General features: G+C 50.1%; 16 protein-coding genes. 11 read left to right on the forward strand and 5 right to left on the reverse strand.

The window, feature by feature from the left end; all coding sequences use genetic code 11:
• Positions 1–39: 39 nt before the first annotated feature.
• Both K7P76_RS01120 and K7P76_RS01125 read left to right on the forward strand, forming a co-directional pair.
• A complete protein-coding gene (locus K7P76_RS01120) occupies positions 40–939 on the forward strand; it encodes an ABC transporter permease (RefSeq protein WP_232182231.1) in 900 nt (299 codons plus the stop codon).
• A gap of 17 nt (positions 940–956) precedes the next feature.
• Positions 957–1,850 carry a carbohydrate ABC transporter permease gene (locus K7P76_RS01125; RefSeq protein WP_232182232.1) on the forward strand — a complete coding sequence of 298 codons (894 nt, stop codon included), beginning with the start codon at positions 957–959 and terminating at the stop codon, positions 1,848–1,850.
• A 119-nt stretch (positions 1,851–1,969) separates the two neighbouring features.
• Here K7P76_RS01125 and K7P76_RS01130 read toward each other — a convergent pair whose 3' ends face one another.
• Both K7P76_RS01130 and K7P76_RS01135 read right to left on the reverse strand, forming a co-directional pair.
• Positions 1,970–2,185, reverse strand: a complete 216-nt coding sequence (locus K7P76_RS01130; protein ID WP_232182233.1) for a hypothetical protein — start codon at positions 2,183–2,185, stop codon at positions 1,970–1,972.
• 80 nt (positions 2,186–2,265) lie between these two features.
• A complete protein-coding gene (locus K7P76_RS01135) occupies positions 2,266–3,102 on the reverse strand; it encodes a hypothetical protein (RefSeq protein ID WP_232182234.1) in 837 nt (278 codons plus the stop codon).
• Positions 3,103–3,352: 250 nt separating this feature from the next.
• On the opposite strand from K7P76_RS01135, the gene K7P76_RS01140 reads away from it, so the two are divergent.
• Both K7P76_RS01140 and K7P76_RS01145 read left to right on the forward strand, forming a co-directional pair.
• Positions 3,353–3,604 carry an SHOCT domain-containing protein gene (locus K7P76_RS01140; protein ID WP_232182235.1) on the forward strand — a complete coding sequence of 84 codons (252 nt, stop codon included), beginning with the start codon at positions 3,353–3,355 and terminating at the stop codon, positions 3,602–3,604.
• A gap of 155 nt (positions 3,605–3,759) precedes the next feature.
• Positions 3,760–4,548, forward strand: coding sequence for an SDR family oxidoreductase (locus K7P76_RS01145; RefSeq protein ID WP_232182236.1), 789 nt, complete (start codon positions 3,760–3,762; stop codon positions 4,546–4,548).
• Here K7P76_RS01145 and K7P76_RS01150 read toward each other — a convergent pair.
• Together K7P76_RS01150 and K7P76_RS01155 are read right to left on the reverse strand one after the other, a co-directional pair.
• Positions 4,545–5,225 carry an SOS response-associated peptidase gene (locus K7P76_RS01150; RefSeq protein WP_232182237.1) on the reverse strand — a complete coding sequence of 227 codons (681 nt, stop codon included), beginning with the start codon at positions 5,223–5,225 and terminating at the stop codon, positions 4,545–4,547. The genes K7P76_RS01145 and K7P76_RS01150 overlap by 4 nt on opposite strands.
• 25 nt (positions 5,226–5,250) lie before the next feature.
• A complete protein-coding gene (locus K7P76_RS01155) occupies positions 5,251–5,673 on the reverse strand; it encodes a GNAT family N-acetyltransferase (RefSeq protein WP_232182238.1) in 423 nt (140 codons plus the stop codon).
• 163 nt (positions 5,674–5,836) lie between these two features.
• On the opposite strand from K7P76_RS01155, the gene K7P76_RS01160 reads away from it, so the two are divergent.
• The 4 genes from K7P76_RS01160 to K7P76_RS01175 all read left to right on the forward strand — a co-directional run bounded on the left by K7P76_RS01160 (position 5,837) and on the right by K7P76_RS01175 (position 8,727).
• The gene (locus tag K7P76_RS01160) at positions 5,837–6,685 is read left to right on the forward strand and encodes an alpha/beta hydrolase (protein WP_232182239.1); all 849 of its coding nucleotides are present in this window, start codon (positions 5,837–5,839) and stop codon (positions 6,683–6,685) included.
• A 198-nt stretch (positions 6,686–6,883) separates the two neighbouring features.
• On the forward strand, positions 6,884–7,129 hold the full coding sequence (locus K7P76_RS01165; protein WP_232182240.1) for a YhjD family protein: 246 nt from the start codon (positions 6,884–6,886) through the stop codon (positions 7,127–7,129).
• 6 nt (positions 7,130–7,135) lie between these two features.
• Complete coding sequence (locus tag K7P76_RS01170) at positions 7,136–8,404, forward strand: DNA polymerase IV (RefSeq protein WP_232182241.1); 1,269 nt, start codon at positions 7,136–7,138, stop codon at positions 8,402–8,404.
• Positions 8,401–8,727, forward strand: a complete 327-nt coding sequence (locus K7P76_RS01175; protein WP_232182242.1) for a YolD-like family protein — start codon at positions 8,401–8,403, stop codon at positions 8,725–8,727. The genes K7P76_RS01170 and K7P76_RS01175 overlap by 4 nt, the downstream gene beginning before the upstream one ends.
• A 168-nt stretch (positions 8,728–8,895) precedes the next feature.
• Here the strand turns inward: K7P76_RS01175 and K7P76_RS01180 are convergent, their stop codons facing one another.
• Entirely contained in the window at positions 8,896–10,389 is a 1,494-nt protein-coding gene (locus K7P76_RS01180; RefSeq protein ID WP_232182243.1) for an FGGY-family carbohydrate kinase, read from the reverse strand.
• 151 nt (positions 10,390–10,540) lie between these two features.
• On the opposite strand from K7P76_RS01180, the gene K7P76_RS01185 reads away from it, so the two are divergent.
• From K7P76_RS01185 to araA, 3 genes are read left to right on the forward strand one after another with little or no spacing between them, the layout of a single operon-like run.
• Entirely contained in the window at positions 10,541–11,416 is an 876-nt protein-coding gene (locus K7P76_RS01185; protein WP_232182244.1) for a class II fructose-bisphosphate aldolase, read from the forward strand.
• 15 nt (positions 11,417–11,431) lie between these two features.
• The gene (locus K7P76_RS01190) at positions 11,432–12,478 is read left to right on the forward strand and encodes an aldose 1-epimerase family protein (RefSeq protein WP_232182245.1); all 1,047 of its coding nucleotides are present in this window, start codon (positions 11,432–11,434) and stop codon (positions 12,476–12,478) included.
• A 34-nt stretch (positions 12,479–12,512) separates the two neighbouring features.
• The gene (gene araA / locus K7P76_RS01195) at positions 12,513–14,003 is read left to right on the forward strand and encodes an L-arabinose isomerase (protein ID WP_232182246.1); all 1,491 of its coding nucleotides are present in this window, start codon (positions 12,513–12,515) and stop codon (positions 14,001–14,003) included.
• Positions 14,004–14,049: the final 46 nt, after the last annotated feature.

The following is a 14,049-nucleotide window of genomic DNA, read 5'->3' on the forward strand; positions in this document are numbered from 1 at the left end:
ATCCCCTGATTTGACGACACGAAGTTTGGAGGGAGTCGAATGCTTTCACAAAGGTGGCTGCGGTTGATGCCGTTGCACTTGATGCTTCTGCCTGCCTTGGCGCTGTTGTTGATATACAGTTACGGACCCATTACAGGCATCCTAATCGCTTTTCAGAATTTCATGCCTTCCAAAGGCATATTCGGATCTCCTTTTATCGGACTGGATAACTTCAAATACGTATGGGATTTACCGGATACCCGGCAAGTTTTGACGAATACGGTTGTCATTGCCTTTTTCAAAATCATATTGAATTTGGCAGTGCCTATCCTACTTGCACTGCTCCTGAATGAAGTGCGTATAAAGCTGTTCAAGAGAAGCGTGCAAACAATCGTTTACTTGCCTTACTTTTTATCTTGGGTGCTGCTGGGCGGTATTCTGATCGACATCCTTTCTCCGTCTCAGGGCATTGTCAACGATATTATCAAGTCCTTCGGATTCAAACCCCTGTTCTTTCTTGGGGATCCAAACTGGTTTCGCTTTACGATAGTAGCAACAGACTTATGGAAAGAAGTCGGCTTCAACACCATCGTGTTTTTGGCCGCCGTCACGAACGCCAATCCATCCCTTTACGAAGCGGCCGTTATCGATGGGGCCAACCGATGGAAACAGACGCTTAATATTACGCTCCCGTCCATGCTCCCGGTCATTATTTTGCTCGCTACGTTAAGCTTGGGGAATGTGCTAAATGCGGGATTCGATCAAATTTTTAATTTATACAGTCCGCAAGTATACAGCACGGGAGATATTTTGGATACTTTCGTGTACCGGATAGGTTTGATCGACACGCAATATGGCGTGGCTACGGCCGTAGGATTGTTTAAATCGATTATTTCGTGTCTCTTCATTTCGGTTTCGTATTTTCTGGCGTATCGTCTCGCAAACTATCGAATTTTTTAGAGAGAAGTGGATTGGATATGGCAGGTCAAACATCCTTCTCCAGGATTGTGTTTAATATATTCAACTATGGCTTTCTTGCTTTGTTATCCTTAATGGCCCTCTTTCCTTTTTTAAACGTTCTGGCGGTATCTTTAAGCAACAAATCGGCAGCGGCGGCGGGTTTAGTCAAGCTATGGCCGGTGGAATTCACATTTGCTTCCTATCGATTCGTATTTCTTCGAGATGAGTTTTTTACGGCCTTAGGCATTTCGTTGGAACGAGTTTTATTGGGGGCAGCCCTCAGCATGCTTGTAACGGTTTTGGCGGCCTATCCGTTATCCAAGGAAGAAAAGGCTTTCCCGGGACGAACCTTATACGCGTGGATTTTCGTATTTACGATCCTGTTTAACGGGGGGTTGATTCCATGGTACATGACGATTAAGATGACGGGAATTTTGGATTCCCTCTGGGCTTTGGTGCTGCCGGGCGCGGTTCAAGTGTTTAATTGCCTGCTGCTTCTTAATTTCTTTCGCGGTTTGCCGAAAGCGCTTGAAGAAGCGGCGTTCGTAGATGGGGCGAATCATTGGACGATCCTATGGCGCATCTTTATTCCTCTCTCTACGCCGGTACTCGCTACCGTTACTCTTTTTACCGTCGTGGGGCATTGGAATTCCTGGTTTGATGGGATCATCCTCATGAATTCGCCGAATCATTATCCTCTTCAAAGTTATTTGCAAACCGTCGTCGTGAAAATGAACACCTCAACCTTCGCCAACATTGACCCGGTTCAAGCGCGTTTGCTTAGCGAGATATCGGACCGGACGGTAAAAGCCGCGCAAATCTTTATGGCTACGATCCCTATTCTGCTTGTGTATCCTTTTCTGCAAAAATACTTTATGGCCGGGATCGTGCTCGGGAGCGTAAAAGAATAGCCGGGAAACTGGCAGTTACCTAGAGCCGGATACGGTGAACGGCATGGGTTATCTTGAAGCGATCAAAAGAGTATTTGGCCAAGATAAGAAATAAAATCGAAGCGGGAAGACAAAGTTGTTTACCGTTTCTTCACCTCGAAAAATTCGCACTCTTCTCTTGCGTGATAAGCCAGATCGCCAATTCCGGATTGAACGACGACGGTGCGATTATCGAAACGAACGATGATCCCGTTGGAATCGATGATGTGGTCGTTCTTGAATACGCGCAAACGAGCTTGCCGCTGCATAGCTTCTTCGAATTCCGGATCGGTTAATAGACGGATGCTTTGTGCCATTTTGTCAGACTCCTTTTTATCGTGAATGGGTCAGTTGTTAGATGTTATAGGAGTCAATTATACCTCTTCTTAAATAGATATTATAGGAATTGAGCTTTTGTTTTAACGAGAATATCGGCGATTTTAACTTCTAGAGCGTGGATTTTCTGCTGCTGTTCCACGATCTGACGAGTGAGCATGACGAGCGTTGCAATGGAGTCTAACGTACTCTTTGCATCGCTTTTTTTAATCGCATATTTGAAATTCGTCCACACAGGCGACAAGCTAGCACGGGGCAAGTTTGCCGCGCTTCGCTGCGCTTTGATTTGGACCTTGAGAGGATCGATGGTCGCAAGCATTTCCCGAGCGGCTTTGATCGTTTGAGCCGTGGCTTCTTTCGCTTTCCTGAATGAGGCTTGCTTAGAGCCGATTTCCTGGCGTGCGAGCTGGACGGTTATCTTCATCGCGTCAGCTTGGGTACGGAGCACGGCATTGAGCGTTTTGTTCTTCGCGTATCTTGCGACGGTAATTTGTTTAAGAAGCGAGGCGTATGCGGCGAATAGAGGCTTGTATCGTTCCTTCGTCTGCAGGACTTGGACCTCGAGTTTGTTCAGATTGTCCGCGTCAATTTCCCGTATTTGTTTGCGCAGCGCGATTAACGTTTCTTCGTTGCGGTAATGAAGCTCTTTGATCTTTATTTCACTATCCTTGTCTTGTCCCAGCAACGTACCGAGATCTTTGTAATGCGAATTTAGTTTCACGGCCGTCTGGCTGTCCGCGGAAGCGGTCGTTGCGTCGAAGGCGGTCTTGATGGGCACGGTCAACTCGACGGTTGCAGCAGACGCGATGGCGGCGGGTACAGTAAAGGCGATGATGATGGCGATGGCGCAAGAAACTACGGGATGCAAGACGGAATGGGTTGACTTTGCAAGTGACATAACGAATTCCTCCTTTGGTTTGGACAGCAAAAAAGCACCTGCAAGAAAGGCTTTGAACAGCCTTTGCTTACGGGTGCTTCCGTCGTAAGGGTTGAAAATTTAGTTGTGTTCGTCCAATATACCGGACGTCGGGGTGGGTGTCAAGTCTCAAAAATTTTTATTGTCAAAAAGTTTTATCCTTTTTTTAGAGTTCATTTAGAGGCATTTTATACTCGCTGTCTATAATGAATAATAGAAGGAGGTGATACCCATGTGGCATCACGACCACGGGTTTTTTCCGGGTTTCCCGATCGTATTTTTCACGCTGCTGATTGGTTTCCTGATTTTCCGGATCGTCATGTTCCGGCGTTATGGAAGCGCGTGGGGTTACGGCTATAGAGTCGGTGCATGGAAGCATGCCGAAGGCAGCCTTGATGCGGCGGTCATTCTGAAGAAACGTCTCGCAAGCGGCGAGATCGACGAAGCGGAATACCGGAGGCTGCTCGATATTATTAAAGAATAGCGTGTGAGTCGTCCGCCGGGGGAACCCCCGGTTTTTTTCCGTTCGTAGTCCATAAACAACCAAGTTGCATCGAAGCTATCGGTATGGCAATCTAAAAGCTGCAGGGCTTTTACTATAAAGCCATTAACGTATCTAAGGAAAAGGGTGTGTCTAAAATGGATTTGATGCTTTCGGGTAAATCCGTGTTCGTAGCGGCGGCGAGTAAAGGTTTAGGCAAAGCGGTCGCGCTCGAGTATGCGAAAGAAGGAGCGCGTCTAACGATAGCCAGCAGAAATTTGGAGCAGCTCGCGCAAACGCGTGACGAGATTAAGGCGTTGACCGGGGTACAAGCAGAAATTATACAAATGGATGTGTTAAACAACGAGGATATTCGTCATGCGATCCGGACAGCGGCAGGTGCAGGCAAGGGTTTGGATGTGCTGGTCACGAACGCGGGGGGACCTCAGAGCGGTTTTTTCTCGGATATGGAGGATGCGGACTGGACGAGGGGATTTGAACTTAGTTTGCTAAGCACCATTCGATTAATTCGTGAAGCGCTACCTTTCCTTAAGTCTGCGGGAGAAGGAAGAATCGTGAATCTGGCGTCCTCCTCCATCAAGCAGCCGATTGACGGACTTATTTTATCCAACGTTTTCCGGGCGGGTGTCCACTCCTTAACGAAGAGCTTGGCATCGGAATTGGCTGGGGATGGTATTCTGATCAATACGATTGCGCCGGGAAGAATCGGAACGGACCGAATTACCGAATTAGATCGTAAAAGAGCTGCAGACCAGGAACGCTCGCTCGAAGATTTACAAATGGAAGCGGCGAAACAGATCCCGTTGGGCAGAATGGGTACTCCCGAGGAATTTGCGCGACACGTGGTTTTCTATGGATCTTTCGCCAATACATACGTAACCGGACAATCGCTGCTTGTTGACGGTGGGATGATCAAAGGGCTTTAGAGCATCGTCAGTTGCTCCTCGATACACTCCGCCGTATCGTTCTTGACGTTGCCTACGATAGGGGACACGGGGTAAGCCTTCATCGCATTAGCCGAGTAGGGGGTTAGCAAACTCGTCAGCTTTTCGACGTCATCGTTGCCTCGGTCTAACCAAGCAGCCTCGTCCTCCGGACGCAAAATAACCGGCATCCTATCGTGGATGTCGGACACTAGGTTGTTCGGCGTCGTCGTGATGATCGTGCAGGTGCTTATTTTGCGTCCGTCGGGTGCGTTCCAAGTGTCGTAAAGGGCGGCCATTGAGAAAATGGATCCGTCCTTCATCGTAATTCGCATCGGCTGTTTCTTATCCCCGGCTTGTTTCCATTCGTAAAATCCGTCCGCAGGAATAATCGCTCTTTTGCGCCGAATCAGGGTTTTAAACGAAGTTTTCTCCAGTATCGTCTCCGCGCGCGCGTTAATCATTTTGCTTCCGAGCCGATCATCCGAAGCCCACGAAGGAACAAGTCCCCAACGAAGCTCGCCGAGCCGGTTGTTCTCTCCGTCATGCACGATAGCTAATATGTTCTGCATAGGAGCCACGTTGTAACGGGGCGTATGATACCGGTTGGTCGGCAGCTCCATTAAATACCTCAGCATCAGCTCTTCCATGGTAACCACGATCGTATATCTTCCGCACATGGCTTGTCCCTCCTCCTCACAGTAACTAGCGGCGCTCCATCAAATAATAGGGTCCGTCCGGGCTCACCCCTTCCTCTTTAACTTGCCAGCCTTGCGATGCATAGAAGTTAAGGGCTTTCGCATTATCCCGCATGCATTTCAAGGTCATCGGAGTTCCCCATTTATCAGTGGCGGCTTGAAGAAGTTCTTTGCCAACCTGTTGCCCTACGAAATCGGGATGAACAAATAAATGATGAACAAATCGATCCGGAACCCACATGGAGATAAAGCCGAGTATTTGATCTTGGCGCGCGGCGACGAGTATGGATTCGTCTTTAGTGTCACGATCGAAGTCTTCTATTTTGAGGTTGGACTTATCCAACCATGTGAAATTTATCGCACGAGATTTGAAATAGATTTCTCTCAAAGAGTCGTAATCTTTTTCTATAAAGCTTCTAACCTTAAACATCGTCATACTCCCTCTAACCCGACTTACGGTCATTTAACCACAAGCAGACTTGAAGTTCAAGGCGACCAGCGCCTAAACTTCGCCGAATAATGCAAGATATGAGTATGATATAATCTGTAAGTGCGGAGCGAGCGTAAATTCAGTTGACCGTCGGAGGCCCTTTATGTCAGGAAGAGAACTGCCCCCTATTCAGACTTACGAAGCCAGAGATGGAAAATCGTTATGTTACCGCCATTACTTGGCGAATTCGAACAAAATCATCATTTTGCTGCACGGGATTTCGGAGGATGGGCAATACCTACATCCGCTGGCCGAGTTTATTTCCAAGCGGCAGCTGGCGCAAGTGGTCGTGCCTGATTTAAGAGGTTACGGTCTGCATCCGATTCGCAGGGGTGACGTGGAATACGTCGGTCAGCACGATGATGACATAGAGGATTTGGTAAAATGGATTCGGTTGCGCGAGTCTTCCGCGCTTACTTTGATCATCGCGGGACACTCCGGCGGCGGAGGGAATGCCGTACGTCTTGCCGCTCATCGGATGGCAAAGGAGATCGACGCCTTTCTGATGCTGGCACCGGCCATTCACCCGAATGCGCCGATCAACCACCGAAAAGACCCTGGAAGCACCATGCACATTGAATATCCTAAAATCGTCTTTCTCACTCTTCTGAACGCGGTGGGAATCCGGTTTTTGAATAAATGGATTGTTATGCGCAACGATAAACCGCTTGCGCGCAGGCACGGCCGTGAGACTTTGGAGCTTAGCTACCGACTGCTGCTGTCCAGGGCGCCGAAATCCAAGTATGAGCGTTATTTGCAGGCGATGACCCAGCCGACTCTCGTATTGGTCGGGGAAAAGGAAGAGGTTTTTATTCCGGGACAGTATGCGCCGTTGTTCGCTCAGCATAACCAAGCCAAGGTTACCATGATTCTCGGCAGTGACCACGATGGAATACTATCCAGCGAGGGAACCTTCCAAGAAGTCGAGAGCTGGCTTCAAACGTTGGATTAATGCGAGTTACATAGAATATAAAAAATCCCGACACTCGCGTCGGGATTTTTTGCTTGCGAGAGCTTCATGGATATTTTCCACCTATGCACCAACAGTTGACTCCCCAAACCCATGCCAGCAATCCAGGAACCCTAAATATTAAAAAAATATTGGTAGATATTAGAACAAATGTTCGTATATAATAAGGAGTACGTATGTTTGTACCGGAAACCTAATCAAGATGAGGTGCAGAACGACATGATTTCCGAGCATTACGGGTTAAAGCGTCGTCTTAAGGAACGCGGAATTAAATTGTTTTCCGAGAAACAGACGGGAACAGGAATTGAAGCGGACTATATATGCAGGGGTTATCGCCATCATATTACCTTGCTATGGGGCACGGTCCGGTCGGAGGCCATAAAAAAAGCGAGCTATTATACAGGGTTTATATTGACGGGCGGGTGATGGACAATGGGGAACAGTGCGGATAGAGTCATTCTGCTTGCGGATTGCCAAAGCTTCTATGCTTCCGTAGAGAAGGCAGATAATCCGCAATACGCTCATAAACCGCTTGTAGTAGCCGGGGATCCGGAGCGCCGCAGCGGCATCATTCTCGCTGCATGTCCTCTGGCCAAGCAGTTCGGGGTGACGACTGCGGAGACGCTGCGCGGAGCTCTGGGCAAGTGCCCGGATTTAGTTGTTGTCAAGCCGAGAATGCAGCATTATATCGATGTTTCCATGTTGATCACCAACATTCTGCTCACATACAGCGACCTTGTCGAGCCGTATTCGATAGACGAGCAATTCATCGATATTACCGGCAGCCGAAAGCTGTTCGGTACGCCAATGGAAATCGCCCAAGCTATTCAAGAGCGAGTGAGAATGGCAACAGGCGTTTATACCCGACTCGGCATCAGTTATTCCAAGGTGACGGCCAAGATGGCTTGCGACCTGTGGGCCAAGAAGAACGAAAGCGGCTTGTTCGAGTTGAGCAAGGAAAACTTGCCGGACCAGCTCTGGACCCAGCCTGCAGGCAGACTGTTCATGGTCGGCAGCCGTATGGCCGCCCACTTTGCAACCATGGGATTTACCACGATCGGCGATATCGCCCAAACCCCGCTCGCCGTGCTGAAGCAGATAATGAGGAATAGGTTTAACCGGAATTGCGATATCGACGCCGAATTGTATTGGCGGCTGGCCAACGGCGCGGACGACAGCCCGGTCAGCCCTCATACTCACAAAGAAGCGCCCAAGAGTGTGGGACACCAAATGACGCTGCCGAGGGACTACCGTAAATTCGAGGAGATCCAGGTCGTGCTGCTGGAATTAGCCGAGCTCGTATGCCAACGCTGCCGCAGCTTGGGTTGCATGGGTTTTGTCGTTTCCGTAGGATGTTATGGCGTCAATTATGAAAGTCCGGGCGGATTTAGCAGGCAGATGAAGATGGTCGAGCCGACGAACGCGACGAATCAGGTTTATCAAGCAGCCGTGAAACTGTTCAAGGAGCATTGGGAAAGACTCCCAGTACGAAGGGTAGCAGTCGGTTTGTCCCAGCTTTCCAGAGAAGAGGAGTATCAAATTTCGTTGTTCGACGAACGGGAGCGATTCAGGACACTGGAGAAGACGACCGACGCGCTTAAGCGGAAGTATGGCAACACCGCAATCATGAGAGCCGTGTCCATTACAGAGGCGGGACAAGCCAAAGAGCGAGCCGGCAAGATAGGAGGTCACTACAAATGAGGAAGAAGCTTGAAGGGAATGGGCTCTGGGAATCGAGCCGGATGATGCTGCACGAGCACAAGGAACGGATTTTGGAAGCAAATCAACGTCAAGAACGGCGGGAGAAACCGATTCTGGACCCGCAGAAGCGGGAAGAGATCAACGAAAGCTTAGGTTCTGCCTATCAGAACAAAGAGGAAATCAAGCTTTTGTTATGGCATCCTTACGAGAACCGCAGCGTTACCGGTGTTATCGCCAAACTTGATCTGATAGGTTACCGAATATTGATTGATGACGAGTGGGTGAAGCTGGCAGGCATTTTGGAGGTTACCCGGCGGGAATGAGAGGGGATGGTGGAATGGGCGCCATGAACGTGGCTGCTAGCCAAAGTGATGCGGAAAACAAGCAAACCTCTCCCCTTACGAATGCCGTTTGTATTATAGCCGAATCCAATAAATCCAGTGCTCGGAACGAAAGCCAGTTGCATTCGTTCCGGGCACTTTTTGTATTGCCTATATTCCAACAAGCGCGGAACTAAGCTTTTTATACTTGGCGTAAAGCTCATCATAAATCTCTCGATTCGGCTGACCGGGCAAGAACGTCTTCAGCGGCTTCACCAGCAATTTCACCGCTTCTTCGTAAGAGGCATATACCCCGGATGATTTGCCGGCGAGCATGATCGTTCCTAGTGTTCCGGCTTCGCTGACGTTAAGCTTTTCGATCGGACGGTTCATAATATCGGCCTTGATCTGCAGCCATAGATCCGACTTGGCGCCACCGCCAACGGCGCGAAGGGTGTCAACCTGAATGCCAGCATCCCCGAGACATTCCAGGTTGTATCTCATTTCATAGGTTACGCCTTCCATTAACGCTCGGTATAGCTGGGAGGAGTCCGTATTAAACGTTAATCCGTGAATGACGCCAACGGCTTGCGGATTCATTGCGGGCGTGCCCGATCCGGCAAAATGGGGGACAACGAGCAAGTTAGTCGGTTGGGTTGCGGCGGTTGAATTCAAATAATCGTAGACGCCCACTCCGAGCTTACGCGCCTCGGCTGCCGCATCGGAGCCGAACTGGTCCCGATACCATTTCAGCAAGGAGCCGCCCGTGAAATTAAAGGCATAGGTCAAATATCGGCCCTCGATAACATGCGGTGCGCAATTGAAATTATGCTCCAGCATTTTGCGATTCAATACGGGCGCCGAATATGCGGGTGTGATGCACTCCACGGTTCCAATGCCATCGATTGCCTGCAGCTCATCGAGAATGCCGGCTCCAAGCGCCGCGCAAGCTTGGTCATGGCCGCCCGCAACGACTAGCGTTTCCGGCTGTAAGCCTAAGGAGAGAGCGGCTTCTGCGCGTACTTGGCCAATGATGTGTCCGGAAGGGACGAGATCGGGAAAAATATCGTCCCGAATGCCGGCGGCTTCGAACATTTCCGGTTCCCACACCTTTCTGGCTACATTAAGCGCCATCGTCCGGGATGCCAATGTGAAGTCGGTGGCGGGAATTCCGGTCAACTGAAAGGCGATGAAATCGCCGAACAGCATAAACTTCCAAGTATTCTCGTAAACCTCAGGCTGATGCTCCTTGATCCACATGACCTTAGGGAGCGAAAACATAGAATGCAGGGGGACGCCCGTTAGTGCCATCGTCCGCTCGCTACCCACCCGTTGTTCAATCTGTTTGGCCTGTTGCTGCCCTCTTGGATCCAAATAGAGAATCGCATTTCCAAGCACCTTCCCGTTCCGGTCTACCGGAATAACGGCCTCTCCTAACGAGGAGATGCTTAGCGCTTTGATTTTCAATGCGGGAAATCTTGAGAGCACGTCATGGATAACTTGTTGTACGGAGCTCCAGACGAGCAGCGGGTTTAATTCATAATAGCCCGGAAGAGGGTGCTCCAACGCGTATTCCTTATAAGAAGCCGCAAGCATATTTCCCGCTTCGTCGAAGAGGGAGGATTTGCAGCCAGTCGTTCCGATATCCAACCCCATGAGTGACATAAGACAACCTCCTGATTGTTTATATGTTAATTATAAACATAAAATTGTTTGTTTGTATAATAAAATGATTGAATAAATGTTTTTATTCAACTATTATTGAATCGAGGAAGCATCGACTCTGTTAACTTTATAAGGAAAGGTGAATGCTACGATGTCGAAGATTTCGATGGGCGAGCTGTTAAGAGACGCCTCGCGTCGAGGATATGCCGTTCCCTGTTTTAACGCGATCAATTTGGATATGGTTCGCGGCATTATTCAGGCGGCGGAGGAAGAGAACTCCCCAGTTATTCTCTGTCACGCCGAAATTCATTTCAAGTATACATCCATGGAGCAAATTGCGCCTATTATGATCGATGCGATGAATCGGGCTAAGGTTCCGGTTAGCATCCTGCTCGATCATGGCAAAAGCTTCTCCGCCGTCATGAAGGCGATGCATCTGGGCTTTAACGCGATTATGTTCGATGGCTCTGAGTATGCGTATGAGGAAAATGTGCAAAAAACATCCGAGGTCGTTAAAATTGCCCGTACGCTCGGAGTATCGGTGGAGGGCGAGCTGGGTTACGTAACAAGACCGAGAAGCGGAGGTGCGGAAGGTGAGGACGACGATTCGATTATCGATGATACGTCGTTGTACACCGATCCGGAGCAAGCCCGCGAATTCGTAGAGCGGACCGGGATCGACGCGCTTGCCGCCGCTTTCGGAACCGTGCACGGCGTTTATTTGAAGAAGCCGAAGCTGGATTTTACCCGATTGAACCAGATTAGCAGAACCGCGGGTGCCCCAGTCGTTATGCATGGCGGATCAGGGCTCTCGGACGAGGATTTCAATGCAGCGATCGATAACGGAGTCGCCAAAATCAACTACTACACCGGTATGGCGCTGAAGGTCGTAGAGAAAGCGAAACAACGTATGCTGGATACTCAAGAACACGGTTTTTACCATGAATTCATGATGAATGTCATAGATGATTTCCGCGAGGACGCCGGCCAGATTATGCGAACTTTCAGAAGCAGCGGTAAAGCTTGAGGAGGAGAGTAACTCATGAAGCTGTACGGTAAGGAATGGAAACGCCGGGATTTGGAGGCGCGGGTCGGAAGGATTGAACAGCTCGGTGGTATCGAACGGTACACGATGAATGAAGGGCCGGAGTCCGGCGTCGAGATGATCAGGATTCGTACCGGCGCAGGGTTATCTTACTCAGTGTCCCCGACTAAGGGGATGGATATTTCCTTGGCGGAATGGCAAGGCGTGCCGCTTAGCTGGTCGTCCGGGAATGGGGATCCACATGCTGCTTATTACGATGCTGAGGGATTGAATTGGCTAAGAACGGCTTCCGGCGGTTTGCTCATGACATGCGGTTTAACGCAAGCCGGCTCGCCATGCGAAGACGGTGGAACCGCTCACGGCCTTCACGGCCGGATTCACCATACGCCTGCGCGTCATGTATCCGCGACTGCTGAGTGGGTCGGCGATGAGTACGAAATGCGGGTTAGCGGCGTTGTGGAGGAAACCTCGATTTTCGGAGAACATCTTCGGTTGACGAGAACGCTGACGAGCCGACTGGGCGACAATCGGCTGACCATTCGCGATACGGTCGAGAACGCCGGGTTTCAGCCGTGCCCGCACATGATGCTCTATCATTTCAATTTCGGTTTTCCGCTTCTGGCCGAAGATACCCAAGTGGAACTGCCGGACGCCATCTCGAATCCGAGCGACTCGAGTATGGACATGAGCCGGATCAGAGAATGGCAGTCCCCGGACCCTCTATTCAAGGAGCAAGTTTTTTATCATCAGTTGAAGCGGCAAAAGGATCGCGCATATGCACGAATTCACAGCCCGTCGTTTCCGACGGCTGCTCCAGACCAAGCTGCTAAAGGCCTTACAGTCGAGCTGGGTTGGAATGCGGAGACATTGCCCCGTCTTGTGCAATGGAGAATGCCCGGAGCGGGCGTCCATGTGCTCGGATTGGAGCCTTCCAACTGCTGGACTAAAGGCAGAGCGGAAGAACGCAAGAACGGAACTCTCCGGATTATGGAGCCCGGCGAAGCTATTCATTACGAATTAGAACTCATATGTAAGCCGCAATAATCATAGATCAGCTATTTTGAGGAGGATGAAGGTTATGTTGAAAACGAAACCTTATGTTTTTTGGTTTGTAGCGGGAAGTCAGGGCTTGTATGGTGATGATGTCCTTCAGCAGGTGGCACAGAATACGAAGGAAATCGCAGCCGGCTTGGACAGTGATGCCGCGATTCCGTACCGGATTATTTTCAAAGCTGTGGTTACGACTCCGGATGCGATCCGCAGAGTATGTCTCGAGGCGAATAGCGATGACGAATGCGCGGGCATTATCGCGTGGATGCATACCTTTTCCCCGGCCAAAATGTGGATTTCCGGCCTTAAGCAACTAACCAAACCTCTGCTTCATCTGCATACCCAATACAATTCGGAGATTCCGTGGGACAGCATCGACATGGATTTTATGAATTTGAACCAAGCTGCCCACGGCGACCGTGAGTTCGGGTTTATCGGCGCGCGACTCGGAATCGCCAGGAAAATCATTGCAGGCCACTGGAAAAATGACGGCGTGCGCACGAGAATCGGTTCATGGATGCGGACTGCTGCGGGATACACGGAAAGCCAGACGATGAGAGTCGCCCGTTTCGGTGACAACATGCGATTCGTTGCGGTTACGGAAGGCGATAAGGTAGAAGGGCAAATCCAGTTCGGATGGTCTGTTAACGGCTATCCCGCCGGCGATTTGGCAGAACGGGTACAAGGCGTAACGGACGGTCAAGTAAACGAGCTCATGGACGAATATACCGAGCTCTATGATTTTACGACGAATGGTCGTCTCGAAGGCAGCGAGAAAGAGGCAATTCGCGAACAAGCCCGCATCGAGCTCGGCTTGAAAGGATTTCTGCAAGAGGGCGGATATAGCGCTTTTGTCACCAGCTTTCAAGATCTGCATGGTTTGAAGCAGCTGCCGGGACTTGCCGCGCAACGGCTAATGGCCGCAGGTTACGGCTTCGGCGCGGAGGGCGATTGGAAAACAGCCGCTTTGGTTAGAATCATGAAGATTATGGCGGATAACCAAGGCACCTCTTTCATGGAAGACTATACGTATCATCTAGAACAGGGCAACGAGTTGGTGCTTGGCTCTCACATGCTGGAAATTTGCCCGACGCTTGCGGCAAGCAAACCGAAAATCGAAGTTCATCCGTTGTTCGTCGGAGGCAAAGCGGACCCTGCCCGTCTTGTATTTAATGGGGCTAGCGGTTCAGCCATCAACGCGACGGTTGTGGACTTGGGCGATCGTTTCCGCTTGATCGTGAACGAGGTGGAAGCGGTGAAGAACGTGAAGGAAATGCCTCATTTGCCGGTGGCTCGCGTGCTCTGGAAACCGCAGCCTTCGCTTGCGGGGGCGGCAGAAGCTTGGATCACGTCGGGAGGGGCGCACCATTTCGGTTTCTCGTTCGCGGTTACGGCCGAGCAAATGTCCGACTGGGCTAAGATGGCGGGTATCGAGTGCGTCATTATTAATAAAAATACTTCTATGCACACGCTGGAAAATGAACTGCGGTGGAATGAGCTCTATTACCGTTTGAAATAACGGCGATCCATAGGTAGAATAGAAGGTATTGAGTATTGGGCAGGAG

This window comes from Cohnella silvisoli (assembly GCF_021190915.1).
Taxonomy (GTDB): Bacteria; Bacillota; Bacilli; order Paenibacillales; family Paenibacillaceae; genus Cohnella; species Cohnella silvisoli.